Origin of the sequence: Marinobacterium sp. YM272 (assembly GCF_050908845.1) — a bacterium.
Lineage (GTDB): Bacteria > Pseudomonadota > Gammaproteobacteria > Pseudomonadales > Balneatricaceae > Marinobacterium_D.
This window is the reverse complement of sequence record NZ_CP194171.1, coordinates 630,447-644,140: the sequence shown is the minus strand read 5'-3', so window position 1 is coordinate 644,140 and position 13,694 is coordinate 630,447. Positions and strand designations below refer to the sequence as shown.

General features: G+C 60.0%; 10 protein-coding genes. 5 read left to right on the top strand and 5 right to left on the bottom strand.

The features are described from left to right. Positions 1 to 3 precede the first annotated feature (3 nt). Complete coding sequence (locus ACQUQP_RS03015) at positions 4 to 888, bottom strand: LysR family transcriptional regulator (RefSeq protein WP_432697336.1); 885 nt, start codon at positions 886 to 888, stop codon at positions 4 to 6. A gap of 170 nt (positions 889 to 1,058) precedes the next feature. Between ACQUQP_RS03015 and ACQUQP_RS03010 the strand changes: the two genes are divergently transcribed. Continuing rightward, entirely contained in the window at positions 1,059 to 2,132 is a 1,074-nt protein-coding gene (locus tag ACQUQP_RS03010; protein ID WP_432697335.1) for a YeiH family protein, read from the top strand. Here the strand turns inward: ACQUQP_RS03010 and can are convergent. Further along, on the bottom strand, positions 2,123 to 2,791 hold the full coding sequence (can, locus tag ACQUQP_RS03005; RefSeq protein WP_432697334.1) for a carbonate dehydratase: 669 nt from the start codon (positions 2,789 to 2,791) through the stop codon (positions 2,123 to 2,125). The two genes, ACQUQP_RS03010 and can, sit on opposite strands and share 10 nt — an antisense overlap. 99 nt (positions 2,792 to 2,890) lie before the next feature. Beyond that, positions 2,891 to 3,955 (bottom strand): uroporphyrinogen decarboxylase, encoded by a 1,065-nt coding sequence (gene hemE / locus ACQUQP_RS03000; protein ID WP_432697333.1) that lies wholly within the window; start codon positions 3,953 to 3,955, stop codon positions 2,891 to 2,893. Positions 3,956 to 4,164: 209 nt separating this feature from the next. On the opposite strand from hemE, the gene ACQUQP_RS02995 reads away from it, so the two are divergent. The 4 genes from ACQUQP_RS02995 (at position 4,165) to ACQUQP_RS02980 (ending at position 7,426) form a co-directional block, all read left to right on the top strand. Then, entirely contained in the window at positions 4,165 to 4,929 is a 765-nt protein-coding gene (locus ACQUQP_RS02995) for a helix-turn-helix domain-containing protein (RefSeq protein ID WP_432698666.1), read from the top strand. 164 nt (positions 4,930 to 5,093) lie between these two features. Next, complete coding sequence (locus ACQUQP_RS02990; RefSeq protein WP_432697332.1) at positions 5,094 to 5,363, top strand: hypothetical protein; 270 nt, start codon at positions 5,094 to 5,096, stop codon at positions 5,361 to 5,363. Between the two features lie 46 nt (positions 5,364 to 5,409). Beyond that, on the top strand, positions 5,410 to 6,900 hold the full coding sequence (gene putP, locus ACQUQP_RS02985) for a sodium/proline symporter PutP (RefSeq protein ID WP_432697331.1): 1,491 nt from the start codon (positions 5,410 to 5,412) through the stop codon (positions 6,898 to 6,900). A gap of 226 nt (positions 6,901 to 7,126) precedes the next feature. After that, on the top strand, positions 7,127 to 7,426 hold the full coding sequence (locus ACQUQP_RS02980) for a cupin domain-containing protein (RefSeq protein ID WP_432697330.1): 300 nt from the start codon (positions 7,127 to 7,129) through the stop codon (positions 7,424 to 7,426). Between the two features lie 166 nt (positions 7,427 to 7,592). On the opposite strand, the gene ACQUQP_RS02975 is transcribed toward ACQUQP_RS02980, so the two are convergent. Together ACQUQP_RS02975 and gltB are read right to left on the bottom strand one after the other, a co-directional pair. Next, on the bottom strand, positions 7,593 to 9,023 hold the full coding sequence (locus tag ACQUQP_RS02975; protein ID WP_432697329.1) for an FAD-dependent oxidoreductase: 1,431 nt from the start codon (positions 9,021 to 9,023) through the stop codon (positions 7,593 to 7,595). Positions 9,024 to 9,104: 81 nt separating this feature from the next. Then, on the bottom strand, positions 9,105 to 13,562 hold the full coding sequence (gene gltB / locus ACQUQP_RS02970) for a glutamate synthase large subunit (RefSeq protein WP_432697328.1): 4,458 nt from the start codon (positions 13,560 to 13,562) through the stop codon (positions 9,105 to 9,107). Positions 13,563 to 13,694 lie beyond the last annotated feature (132 nt).

Sequence of the window (13,694 nt, the reverse complement as noted above, 5' to 3'; positions counted from 1 at the left end):
AACTCAGGCGCTGCCGGCGGACTCCTGTTCCGCGAAGCGCCGGCAGCGCTCGACAAACTGCCTTAGCGGTGCCGTAAGGCGTCGCTGGCGGTGCTCAACGATATAGAACCAGCGCTCGATGCGGTACTCGGGTGCCAGCTCCACCAGCTCACCGCTGGCCAGCGCGCGAGCCACCACCTGCCGCGACAGACAACTCACCCCCAGCCCCGCCAGCAGCGCACTGCGGATCGCCTCCGAACTGCCCAGTTCCAGCGCGATATTGACCCGGTCCAGTCCGGCCAGCAGCTGCTGCTCCACCACGCTGCGGGTACCCGAGCCGGACTCACGCATGATCCAGGGCAGGGTCGCCAGCAGATCCTCATCCATCGCCAGGCGCGCCCAGGGCGAATCGCTGGCGGTAACAATCAGCATCTCGTCACGGCACCAGGGCGATACGCTCAGCTCGGTGTGCTGCACGCCGCCCTCCACCAGCCCCAGTTCGAGCTCACAACGGGCCACCTGTTCGGCGATCTCATGGGTGTTGGCAATCCCCACATGCGCCCTGACCCGCGCTCCGGGTAGCTGCGCCAGCAGCCGCGGCAGCAAGTAGTTGCCGATGGTGGTACTGGCGCCGATCTGCAGCCGGCTGCCGCCTGCATCGAACAGCTTCTCCATCTGCTCCGCCTGAGCCAGCAGTTGTCGCGCCTCCGGATAGAAACGGCGGCCATTGCCGTTGAGTACCAAGCGACGGCCGACACGGTCGAACAGCTCGACGCCCAGACGCTGTTCCAGCTCCTGCAGCGCGGCGCTGGTGGCCGATTGCGAAAGCGCTATAGCCTCTCCCGCTGCTGAGGTGGAGCCCTGACTCGCCACCGCCAGAAACACCTGAACCTGACGCAATGAAATCAACTTTTCATCCTTCTAGCTTCCATCCTCTATTCACTACACTCATCCGGCCATCCTATGCCTGCTAAGAGTTACCTGTTTTTCAGGTTATTTGTACTTATTTAAACTGTTTTACCACTTATAGACCATTCCCTAGACTCGCTCTCATGCCATCGAACGGACGGGAGAGCTCCATGAACCTTCAACTGACGCAGCCCTACCGGATCCGCCGCAGCCTCAGTATTAGCGGCGGCCTTCTGCCCGGCCTGCTGCTCAGTGCAGGTATTGCGGCGCTGGCGATGCTTATCTCCCGCCTGCCCCTGCCTCTGCTCGCCACCCTGGGGCCGCTGACCCTGGCTATGCTGCTGGGTTTGCTGCTCGGCCAACGCCTGCCGGTTTCTGTAAGCAATCACAGTGCCGCCGGCACGACGCTGGCCCGTACCCGTCTGCTGCGCCTGGGGATCATTCTGTACGGCCTGCGGATCAGCTTTGCCGACCTGCTCAATGTGGGCGCGGCCGCACTGGTGATCGATCTCTGCGTGGTGGTCGGTATTTTTTTGCTGGCAGGCTGGGTCGGCACCCGCTTTCTCAAGCTGGAAGCGAAAACCGCCTTGCTGGTTGGCGCCGGCAGTGCGGTTTGCGGTGCCGCGGCGATACTGGCGATAGCGCCGGCACTGCGGGCCCGCGCCCAGGACATCCCGGTGGCGATCGCCACGGTGGTGCTCTTCGGCACCGCCTCGATGCTGCTCTATCCCTGGCTGTGGACACTGCCGGCGGTACAGCAGCTGTTTGGCGGCTCGGAGCTGGACTTTGGCCGCTATCTTGGCGCGACGGTTCACGAGGTTGCCCAGGTTGCTGCCGCAGCCGGCGCCCTGAACGATGAAGCCGGTCAGGCGGCGGTGATCACCAAGCTGATCCGCGTGATGCTGCTGGTGCCGCTGATTCTGGTGGTTTCCAGTTATTTCAGCCGAAAGGAGAATGATGCCGATGGCGAAAAAGCGAAGGTAAGCCTGCCCTGGTTTGCGCTGATCTTTCTGCTGATGCCGCTGGTGAACGCCAGTGGTGTGTTGAGCGCGGAGCTGCTGGCGCAGATCGAGCAGATCGATACCTTTATTCTGGCGATGGCGATGGCGGCACTGGGCGTAGAAACCCGGTTTGCGGCACTGAAAAGCAGCGGCACGCGGCCACTGCTTCTCGGCGGGATACTCTTTGTCGTGCTGATCGCCGGCGGTGCGGCGATCAGTGTCATCAGCGGCTACTACTTCTGAGACAGGCCCCGAACACGGGCCACCGCCGCTTCCTGCTGGGCATCTATCCCGTCAGCTCCTTCCCGACCACTGACACAGAAATCCAGATCGGTGAGCTGGCCGTTGGTCAGACTGTAGACCCAACCATGCACGGTCAGCGGCTGGCCACGATCCCAGGCATCCTGCACGATGGTGGTATTGCAGACGTTGTGTGCCTGATCGACCACGTTGAGCTCACACAGACGGTCGTTCTGCTCAACAGTATCCTGCCAGGGCCCCACCAGATCACGATAGGTGTCATACACGTCACGAATATGGCTGAGCCAGTTATCGATCAGTCCGTGGCGGGTGCTGTCCATCGCCGCGCGCACACCACCGCAGCCGTAGTGGCCGACTACCATGATGTGCTTGACCTTGAGCACCTCCACCGCGAACTGCAGCACGGAGAGGCAGTTCATATCGGAGTGCACCACCAGGTTGGAGACGTTACGGTGAACGAACAGCTCGCCCGGCAGCAGATCGACGATCTCATTGGCCGGTACGCGACTGTCGGAGCAGCCGATCCAGAGATACTCCGGCGCCTGCTGGGCTGCCAAAGTGGGAAAGAAATCGGGATCCTGTTCGCTGATTCGCTCCGACCAGCTGCGGTTCTTTTCAAACAGATCAGTGAGTCTGTTCATAGGCGTTCAGGGTATTCCTGTGGCGGGTTTGACAGATAGCGACCCCGGCGACACTGCCGCCGGGATCAGCCGCTTCAGTAAGAAGCATATAACAAGATATTACTTATGGTAGGGAACACTCAGTTCGTGCACTGCGTCGACAAAGACACCGGCCTGCTCGGGATCGACAAACTGGTGGATACCGTGGCCCAGGTTGAAGACATGGCCGTTACCTGCGCCAAAGCTTGCCAGAATACGTGAAACCTCGTCACGGATACGGTCGGCCGGCGCATACAGGACGCTGGGGTCCATGTTGCCCTGCAGCGCCACACGATCACCCACACGACGACGCGCATCGCCGATATCGGTGGTCCAGTCCAGACCCAGCGCATCGGCATCCGCTTCCAGCATGGTTTCCAGCCACTGGCCGCCATTCTTGGTGAACAGAATCACCGGCACACGACGTCCGTCATATTCGCGAATCAGGCCGGAGACGATCTGTTTCATATAGGCCAGGGAGAATTCGGCATACATCGGGCCGCTCAGCGCACCGCCCCAGGTATCGAAGATCTGCACGGCCTGGGCGCCGGCGCGGATCTGTTCGTTCAGGTAGACGGTGACCGCGTCCGCCAGTTTGCCCAGCAGCGCATGCATCACCTCCGGACGGGCGTACATCATCTCCTTGATATGGCGGAAATCCTTGCTGGAGCCGCCCTCAACCATGTAGGTCGCCAGGGTCCAGGGGCTGCCGGAGAAGCCGATCAACGGTACCCGGCCGGCCAGCGCCGAGCGGATCTCGCGCACCGCATCCATAACGTAATCCAGATCGGTCGCCGCATCCGGTACCGGCAGTGCCGCCACATCATCCGCGGTGCGGACAATCTTCTTGAAGCGCGGACCCTCACCGGCTTCAAAGTAGAGGCCCAGGCCCATGGCATCCGGGATGGTGAGGATATCGGAGAACAGGATCGCCGCGTCCAGGTCATAGCGCTCCAGCGGCTGCAGGGTGACCTCACAGGCCAGTTTCGGGTTTTTGCAGAGACTCATGAAGTCCCCCGCCTGGGCGCGTGTTGCCCGGTATTCCGGCAGGTAACGCCCCGCCTGACGCATCATCCACACCGGAGTGCAGTCCACCGGCTCGCGCAGCAGCGCGCGCAGAAAGCGGTCGTTCTTCAGCTCAGCCATATCGATATCCTGTAGTAGCTGTATATAAATGGGTAGCCGTAAAATCAGTGGGCGACATTGTACCGGTTTAACCGGGGCGGGCGTACACCCGTATGTATACTATCCGAGTGCGGGCATCGCTGGGTATTTGACCTACAGCAGTCAACCCTGTGCTATGCTTGCTCCCTTACACCCGATAAAGACTCAACCTAAGACCTCTAACCTTGGCTATGCGCAAAGAGACCAGCGTCATCTCTCTGCCCGACCGTGCGGACCAGCATGATCACGGCTATCACCAGATGGTATTCGGCCTGGAAGGCGACACCGAATTCGACCTGGCGGGATACTGCCGTCCGGTGCATTTCGGCTGGGGCTGCCTGATGCCCTCTGCTACCGGGCATGCCTTCCACGGCCTGGGTGAAAACCGCATTGTTGTGGTCAACCTGCCAACGGCCAGCGATGACCCGCAGCTTCAGGAGCGGGTCGAGTCCCTGTTCATCCGTGCAGACTATTTTACCTGCACGCCGCAGATGCAGATGCTGGTCCAGGCTTTGAGCCACGAGATGCAGCAAAACCCTGGGGATACCCTGCTGCAGGAGGCCTGCGCCAGTACGCTGACCTGCGCACTGCAGCGCCAGCAGCAACACCGACGCCAGAGTCCCCGCCGCTTCGGGCAGATCAACATGGAGCTGCTCGACGCCTACATCGACGCCCATATCCAGCGCCGCATCAACGTCTCGGAACTGGCCGGCCATGCCTGCCTCAGTGACAGCCAGTTCTACAACCTGTTCAGGGATCAGACCGGGCAGACACCCCAGCGCTATGTCATGGAACGCCGTCTGCAGGCCGTGGCCTGTGCACTGACCCGCTCCGACCAGCCGATCTCCGATCTGGCCTCCGCCTTCGGCTTTGCCAGCCAGAGCGCCCTGACCCGCGCTTTCACCCGCCGCTTCGAACTGCCGCCGGCACGCTATCGTGCCGTCAACCAGCACTGATCAGCACGACCCTGCCGGATCTGGGCAGATCGGAGAAAATGACAAAAAACCCGGAGTCTCGGGCAAGACCTGCTACATCCTCTGTCTCTAATCTGCAGCTAGGCTGGGTAGCTTCTACAGTGTAACCAGGGCCTCCCATTCTCAGCGCCAATCAGGAGACCGATATGTTCAGGGCGATCGACGTACTCGAGCCGGACTTTATCCGGCAACCGCTGGCCAATATCTGGCAACTGATTAAACCGCTGTATGCAATGGATAAGGACAGGGGCCTGCGTGCGCTGATGCCACTGGCCGAGTGCGACCCGGCGGGCTGCTCAACCCTGCTGCAGCCGGCCCCTACCCACCGTTTCGTGTCAGGGAAAGCACGCACCATCAACACCACGGCTGTCGGCAGCAATGCCAGGCTGCTGGAGCTGGGTAGCGCTGAGCGCTAAAAGCTCCCCTACCCAGGCAAACCCAACAAGAAAGAGACATGAGCATATGAACGATAGCAACCTGGCCATATACGGCACCTTTATCGTCTACCTGATACTGATGCTGGCGATCGGCTACTACGCCTATATTCGCACGGTAAACTCGTCGGACTATTTTCTTGGCGGCCGCTCCCTGGGCCCCTGGCCCGCCGCCCTATCCGCCGGTGCCTCCGATATGAGTGGCTGGCTGCTGCTCGGTCTGCCCGGCTATGCCTACGCCGCCGGGCTTGAGTCCATCTGGCTTGGGGGTGGCCTGCTGCTGGGCACCTGGGCGAACTGGCTGATCACCGCCAAGCGCCTGCGCACCTACAGTATCGTCGCCAATGACTCGCTGACCCTGCCGGAGTTCTTTGCCAACCGCTTCAAGGACAACTCCCGCCTGCTGCAGGTGATCTCGGCGTTTTTCATCCTGCTGTTCTTCCTGTTCTACACCAGCTCCGGCCTGGTGGCTGGCGGCAAGCTGTTTGAAGAGGTGTTCGGTCTGAACTATCAGTATGCCGTGATCATCGGCACTGTCTGCGTGGTCTCTTACACCCTGTTCGGCGGCTTCCTGGCCGTCTCCTGGACCGACCTGGTACAAGGGCTGCTGATGGCCGCAGCGCTGCTGATCGTGCCGGTTATCGTCATGCAGGTAGATGGCGGCTGGGGCTCGATGTTCGACTCCATCCGGGATATGAACCCGGAGCTACTGACCATCTTCAGGGACACCAATGGTGAAGCGCTTAGCCTGATCTCTATCGTTTCCCTGGCTGCCTGGGGCCTGGGCTACTTTGGTCAGCCGCACATTCTGGCCCGTTTCAAGGCGTCGCGCAGCAATGAGGATATTCCCACCGCCCGTCGCATCGCGGTGATCTGGAGCGGCCTGTCCATGGCCGGTGCCATCTTTGTCGGCTTGGCCGGCCTGGTCTACGTCAGCGGCCATATGCCGGGCGACGTGGCCGACGGCGAGAAGATCTTCATGGTACTGGTGAACGCCGTGTTCCACCCGGTCATTGCCGGCATCCTGCTGGCCGCAATCCTGGCCGCAATCATGAGTACGGCAGACTCTCAGCTGCTGGTATCGTCTTCCGCGCTGGCAGAGGACTTCTACAAGAAACTGTTCCGCCCGGATGCCAGTGCCAAAGAGATTGTGATGGTGGGTCGTATCGCGGTCCTGGCGCTGTCGTTCGTCGCCCTGCTGCTGGCGTTCAACCCGGATTCCACCGTCCTTGGGCTGGTGTCCTACGCCTGGGCGGGCTTTGGTGCCGCGTTCGGTCCAGCCCTGCTGTTCAGCCTGTACTGGTCGCGCATGAACCGTAACGGCGCGCTGGCCGGTATCCTGGTAGGTGCCATCACCGTCGTGGTCTGGAAACAGCTCTCCGGCGGTATTTTCGATCTGTACGAGATCGTTCCGGGTATCATCTTCGCCACGATCGCCATCCTGGTGGTGACCCTGATGGGTAGCGAGCCCGGTGATGAGCTCAAGGCCCAGCATCAGGAGATGCTGAACAAGCTCTGATCCCACCCAGCCTACAGGGCTCAACCCGTCGCCACCGCCCTGCTGCGGTGGCGCCTCCATTCGATGAACTCCGATTACAGCGCCGGTCGTCCGGCGCTTTTTTTGGCCTGCTCATTTGCCACCTGAGCCACCGCGGCATCAATCTGTGGTTTTAGACCAGCCAAACTGTCAACCTTGGGTTTGCCGCTATGATGGTGGTTATTTTTAACACAAGGGAAAGGCTGACATGTGTGAAGCAAACGCAAACTCCACCGCTATCGCCCAGATCGATGTGGATAACGACGATGTGCGGGTCACCCGCTGGAGTTTTGAGCCCGGTACAGAAACCGGTCATCACCGCCACGAATACGATTATGTGATTACCCCGATCACCAACAGCACCATGCAGATCGAGGACGCCGAAGGCAGCCGCCAGGTCGATATCAAGGCCGGTGTCAGCTATTACCGCCAGGCGGGCGTGGAGCACAATGTGACCAATGTCAGCGACACACCGATGATCTTTGTGGAGACCGAGATCAAGCGCTGACTGACCTTTCCGATAACCGGGATTCAGATAATGGGAACAAAGGGCACGCAGCCAGCGATCAGCGCCGTGGCGGCCAGTGCCAGAAAGAGTTTCATTAGTTCAGGTCCACTGTTGCAAACTAAAAAGGCCACCGCTATGGGTGGCCTTTTACGATAACCCCTTGAGGTTACACCTCGAGGAAATCCAGAATGCCTTCGGCAGCTTCACGACCCTCGTAGATCGCGGTAACCACCAGGTCGGAGCCGCGCACCATATCGCCACCGGCAAAGACCTTGTCGTTGCTGGTCTGGAACGGGAAGCGGCCCGCTTCCGGCTCTTTGGAGGCGATCACGCGACCGTCCTTGTGCAGGTCGATCTTAAACGGTTCAAACCAGGGTGCCGGGCTCGGACGGAAACCGAAAGCGACCAGCACGACGTCGGCGTCGATCACTTCTTCGGAGCCTTCAACCACTTCGGCACGGCGGCGGCCGTTTTCGTCCGGCTCACCCATGCGGGTGGTCACCAGCTTCAGACCGGTAACGCGACCTTCTTCACCGACCACTTCCACAGGCTGGCGGTTGAACAGGAACTGCACACCCTCTTCACGGGCGTTCTCCACCTCACGCTTGGAGCCAGGCATATTGGCTTCGTCACGACGGTAGGCGCAGGTCACGCTGTCGGCGTTCTGACGGATAGAGGTACGGTTACAGTCCATCGCGGTATCACCACCACCGAGCACGACAACTTTCTTGCCGGCCACGCTGATGAAATCCTCCGCTGCCTGGTCGTAGCCAAGGCAATGGTTCACGTTGGAGATCAGGAACGGCAGTGCGTCGTAGACACCGTCCAGGTCTTCACCGGGGAAGCCACCTTTCATGTAGGTGTAGGTACCCATGCCGAGGAAGATCGCATCGTATTCCTTGTCCAGCTCTTCGATGCTGATGTCCTTGCCCACCTCGGTGTTGAGGCGGAACTCGACGCCCATCTCTTCAAAGATCGCGCGGCGTTTAACCATCACGTCCTTCTCAAGCTTGAACTCGGGGATACCGAAGGTCAGCAGACCACCGATCTCCGGATTACGGTCGAACACTACCGGCTTGACGCCGTTACGTACCAGGATATCGGCACAACCGAGGCCCGCGGGACCGGCACCGATGACGGCAACTTTCTTGTCGGTCCAGACCACCTTGGACATGTCCGGCTTCCAGCCCATGGCGAAAGCGGTGTCGCTGATATATTTCTCAACCGGACCGATGGTGACGGCTCCGAAGCCATCGTTCAGCGTACAGGCGCCTTCACAGAGGCGGTCCTGCGGACAAACGCGGCCGCAGACTTCCGGCAGGGAATTGGTCTGGTGGCTCAGTTCGGCAGCTTCGAGGATGTTGCCTTCGGAAACGAGCTGCAGCCAGTTCGGAATATGGTTGTGCACCGGGCACTTCCAGGAGCAGTAAGGGTTACCGCAGTCGAGACAGCGGTGCGCCTGCTCGGAGGCATCTTCGGAGCGAAACGGTTCATAGATTTCGGCAAATTCGCGCTTGCGCACTTCAGCCTGGATTTTGCTCGGCCCTTCACGGGACACATCGAGGAACTGAAAATCGTTACTCGGACGGTTAGGCATAGTCCCACCTCTTTCGGGTCACCCGGGCCTCGGCCCGGGCGATCAATATTACGGAAAACCAGATCGTTACAGCGCCGGCACTTATTCCGGACGCTTACGCATGCTGTCGAGCAGCTGATTCAGGCTCGCGGCCTTGGGTTTGACCAGCCAGAACAGACCGATGTAATCGATAAAGTTCTCGACCAGCTCCTGTCCCCAGGCACTGCCAGTTTCCCGGGTATACTCAATGATCACCGACCGCAGATGGTTCTTGTACTGCTCCATCTGTTCCGTATGGATGCGGTGGATCTCGACCAGCTCGTGGTTGTAGCGATCCACGAAGGTCCGATCCAGATCGAGTACGTAAGCGAAACCACCGGTCATACCAGCACCGAAGTTGTAACCGGTCTCACCCAGCACAGTGACCAGACCGCCGGTCATGTATTCACAGCAGTGGTCGCCAGCACCTTCGATGACCGCATGTACACCGGAGTTACGTACACCGAAACGCTCGCCGGCACGGCCTGCAGCGAACAGCTTGCCGCCGGTGGCCCCGTACAGACAGGTGTTACCGATGATCGCTGTCTCGTTGGACTTGAAGGTGACCTCCTTGAACGGGCGGATCACGATCTTGCCGCCGGCCATGCCCTTACCGACATAGTCGTTGGCGTCGCCTTCGAGATAGAGGTTCTGACCACCAGCGTTCCAGACACCGAAGGACTGACCGGCGTGACCGCGGAAGTTGAACTCCAGCGGCGTATCGATCATGCCCAGGTTGCCATGTACCTTGGCAATGGCACCTGAGGTACGTGCACCCACGGAACGGTCACAGTTACCGATCTCCAGCTCCCAGCTACCGCCGGACTTGTGCTGGATGGCGTCGCCGACCAGTTCGATCATGCGGCTGTTAAGCGCGCCCGGATCGTAGGGTTCGTTGCGGTGCTGCTGCACGGTCTGCGGGTATTCCGCCGGGATACCGGCGTCGCTGATCAGACCGGACAGGTCCAGACCTTTCTGGCGCTCGGTCTGGCCTTCGATCGCTTCCAGCAGATCAACGCGACCCACCAGCTCTTCCAGCGTGCGCACGCCGAGCTTGGCCATCCATTCGCGGGTTTCTTCAGCCACGAAGCGGAAGTAATTCTTGACCATTTCCACGGTACCGCGGAAGTGGTCACGACGCAGGTCGTCATTCTGGGTAGCGACACCGGTGGCACAGTTGTTCAGGTGACAGATACGCAGGTATTTACAGCCCAGCGCCACCATCGGCATGGTACCGAAGCCGAAGCTCTCCGCACCCAGGATCGCCGCCTTGACCACGTCCAGACCGGTCTTCAGACCGCCGTCTGTCTGCAGGCGGATCTTGCCGCGCAGGTGGTTGGCACGCAGTGACTGGTGCGCATCCACCAGGCCCAGCTCCCAGGGGGAACCCGCATAGTGAATAGAGGTCATCGGCGATGCAGCTGTACCGCCATCGTAACCGGAGATGGTGATCAGGTCGGCATAAGCCTTGGCCACACCACAGGCGATGGTGCCAACGCCAGGACGCGATACCAGCTTCACCGATACCTGACCTTCAGGGTTAACCTGCTTAAGGTCGAAGATCAGCTGCGCCAGGTCCTCGATAGAGTAGATATCGTGGTGCGGCGGCGGTGAAATCAGGGTCACGCCGGGTACGGAGTAACGCAGGCGGGCGATCAGGTCATTGACCTTGCCACCCGGCAGCTGGCCACCCTCACCGGGCTTGGCGCCCTGAGCGACCTTGATCTGCATGACATCGGCGTTGACCAGGTATTCCGGCGTGACACCGAAACGACCGGAGGCGACCTGCTTGATCTTGGAACGCTTGTTGGTGCCGTGACGGGCCGGATCTTCACCGCCCTCGCCGGAGTTGGAACGTCCGCCCAGCTCGTTCATCGCCATCGCCAGCGCTTCGTGCGCCTCCGGTGACAGTGCGCCGAGAGACATCGCCGCCGAGTCAAAGCGCGGGAACAGTGCGTCTGCCGGTTCCACCTCATCGATGGAGATCGACTTAACATCCTTACGCAGCGCAAGCATGTCACGCAGGGTAGCGATACCACGGTTGTTCACCAGTTCGGCGTAGCGGTTGTAGGCGCTCTTGTCGCCGGTGGTGACCGCCTCATGGATCGTCTTGACCACATCCGGGTTGTAGGCGTGGTATTCGCCCTCAAACTTGTACTTCAGCAGGCCACCCGGGCGGATCGACTTGCGCGCGCTCCAGGCTTCTTTCGCCAGTACTTCCTGCTCGCTCTGGAAGTGCTCGAAACGGGCACCTTCGATACGGCTGGTGACGCCCTTGAAGCAGAGATCAACGATCTCGGTGCTCAGGCCGACTGCTTCGAACAGCTGCGCGCCACGGTATGAAGTGATCGCCGAGATCCCCATTTTGGAGAGGATCTTGAACAGGCCCTTGTCGATGCCCTTGCGGTACTTCTCATGGCTTTCCAGCGGTGCCGACTGGATCTCGCCGCTAGCACAGAGATCGTTGAGAACGCGGTACGCTAGGTACGGATAAACAGCCGTGGCACCGAAGCCGAACAGAACCGCGAAGTGGTGCGGATCGCGCGCGGTGCCGGTTTCAACAATGATGTTGGCATCGGTACGCAGACCCTTTTCGATCAAGTAGTGGTGTACCGCGCCAGTCGCCATGGCCGCATGAATGGGCACTAAGCCCTGACGGATATTGGCATCTGACAGGATGATCAGAACCTTGCCGTCTCGCACTGCTGACTCAACGGTGCTGCACAGGGCCTCGATCGCCTGTTTCAGCGAAACGCTGCTCGGATCGTAATTCAGATCCAGCACGATCGGCTCGAACCCTTCTTCGGTGTTGTCACGCAGGCGGTTGAACTTGCTCGCAGACAGCACCGGCATGGTCAGGATTACGCGGCGCGCGTGTTCCGGCGTCTCCTCGAAGACGTTGCGTTCACGGCCGATACAGGTTTCCAGCGACATGACTATCGATTCACGCAGCGGATCGATCGGCGGGTTGGTCACCTGCGCGAACTGCTGACGGAAGTAGTCATACGGGGAACGGATCTGCTTCGACAGCACCGCCATCGGCTTGTCGTCGCCCATGGAACCGACCGCTTCCATACCGGACTCGCCCAGCGGACGAATAATCTGCTCACGTTCCTCGTAGGTGACGTTGAACATCTTCATATGAGTGCGAACTTCATCAGCACTCATTTCCGGGAAGGAGCGGGACTCCTCGGTCAGGTTCATGGTGTTCTCAAGGCGAAGTGCGTTCTCCTTGAGCCAAGTTTTATAGGGCTTCGCCTTCTTCAGGCGGTTATCCACATCGGCGGTGTGCATCACTTCGCCGGTATCGGTGTCGATCGCCAGAATCTGGCCCGGTCCGACACGGCCCTGGGCGACGATATCCGCCGGCTGGTAGTCGAACACTCCGATCTCGGATGCCGTGCAGATCATGTTGTCGCGGGTCATCACCCAACGGGACGGACGCAGACCGTTGCGGTCGAGCATGCACACAGCATAACGACCATCGGTCATGACCATGCCGGCCGGACCGTCCCACGGCTCCATGTGCATGGAGTTGTATTCGTAGAACGCGCGCAGTTCTGAGTCCATGGTATCCACGTTCTGCCAGGCCGGCGGAACGATCATGCGCACGGCACGGTACAGATCCATACCGCCCACCAGCAGGAACTCCAGCATGTTATCCATGCTGGACGAGTCGGAACCGGTGGTGTTGACGATCGGCTGCAGCTCATTCAGGTGCGGCAGCTCAGGCGTCACGAACTTGGGCGCACGGGCGCGGGCCCAGTTGCGGTTACCCTCGATCGTATTGATCTCACCGTTATGCGCCAGGAAGCGGAACGGCTGAGCCAGCGGCCAGCGCGGCGCGGTATTGGTGGAGAAACGCTGATGGTAGGTACACACCGCTGTTTCAAGACGCGGGTCAGCCAGATCCTTGAAGAAGACCGGCAGATCCACCGGCATGGTCAGACCCTTGTAGCTGACTACGCGGTGAGACAGTGTACAGATATAGAAATCAGGATCGGCCTGGAGCGCCAGTTCTGCTTTCCGACGCGCAGTGAACAGCGCTACAGCAAGCTCGCGCTCGGTCTGGCTGGGTGCGTTGATGATAACCTGCTCGATCTGCGGCAGGGTATCACGCGCGATCGGGCCGAGACAGGAGGGATCGGTAGGCACGACTCGCCAGCCAACCACATCAAGTCCCTGAGCCTTCAGCTCGGCATCCAGAGTGTCGCGGGCAGCCTGCGCGGCGCTCGCCTCTCTAGACAGAAATACCATGCCCACTGCAAAGTTTTCTGCCAATTCTGCGCCCAGCTCGTCGCGGACAACCTCCCGCATGAAGCCTTTAGGCATCTGCATCAGCAGACCACAACCATCTCCGGTTTTACCGTCGGCAGCGATGCCGCCGCGGTGAGTCATGCAGGCGAGCGCCTCTATGGCTTTTTCAAGCACGCTGTGGCTCGCTTCACCCTGCATGTGCGCCATCAGGCCAAAGCCACAGTTGTCCTTGAATTCACCGGGGCGGTACAGACCTTTGCTCATAAGCCAATCCCACTAAAAACGAATTAAATCAATAATTTAAACTATATCTCTTTTCCCGACTTGAGGTTTTGCGGACGAAAAGGGACAGCAATATTACACTTCGCCCCCCGTCGGGACAAATTGTGAACAAAC

Coding starts and splice junctions, on each gene's coding strand:
- ACQUQP_RS03010 (WP_432697335.1), top strand. CDS start 1,059: ATGAACCTTCAACTGACGCAGCCCTACCGGATCCGCCGCAGCCTCAGT.
- can (WP_432697334.1), bottom strand. CDS start 2,791: ATGAACAGACTCACTGATCTGTTTGAAAAGAACCGCAGCTGGTCGGAG.
- hemE (WP_432697333.1), bottom strand. CDS start 3,955: ATGGCTGAGCTGAAGAACGACCGCTTTCTGCGCGCGCTGCTGCGCGAG.
- ACQUQP_RS02995 (WP_432698666.1), top strand. CDS start 4,165: ATGCGCAAAGAGACCAGCGTCATCTCTCTGCCCGACCGTGCGGACCAG.
- ACQUQP_RS02990 (WP_432697332.1), top strand. CDS start 5,094: ATGTTCAGGGCGATCGACGTACTCGAGCCGGACTTTATCCGGCAACCG.
- putP (WP_432697331.1), top strand. CDS start 5,410: ATGAACGATAGCAACCTGGCCATATACGGCACCTTTATCGTCTACCTG.
- ACQUQP_RS02980 (WP_432697330.1), top strand. CDS start 7,127: ATGTGTGAAGCAAACGCAAACTCCACCGCTATCGCCCAGATCGATGTG.
- ACQUQP_RS02975 (WP_432697329.1), bottom strand. CDS start 9,023: ATGCCTAACCGTCCGAGTAACGATTTTCAGTTCCTCGATGTGTCCCGT.
- gltB (WP_432697328.1), bottom strand. CDS start 13,562: ATGAGCAAAGGTCTGTACCGCCCCGGTGAATTCAAGGACAACTGTGGC.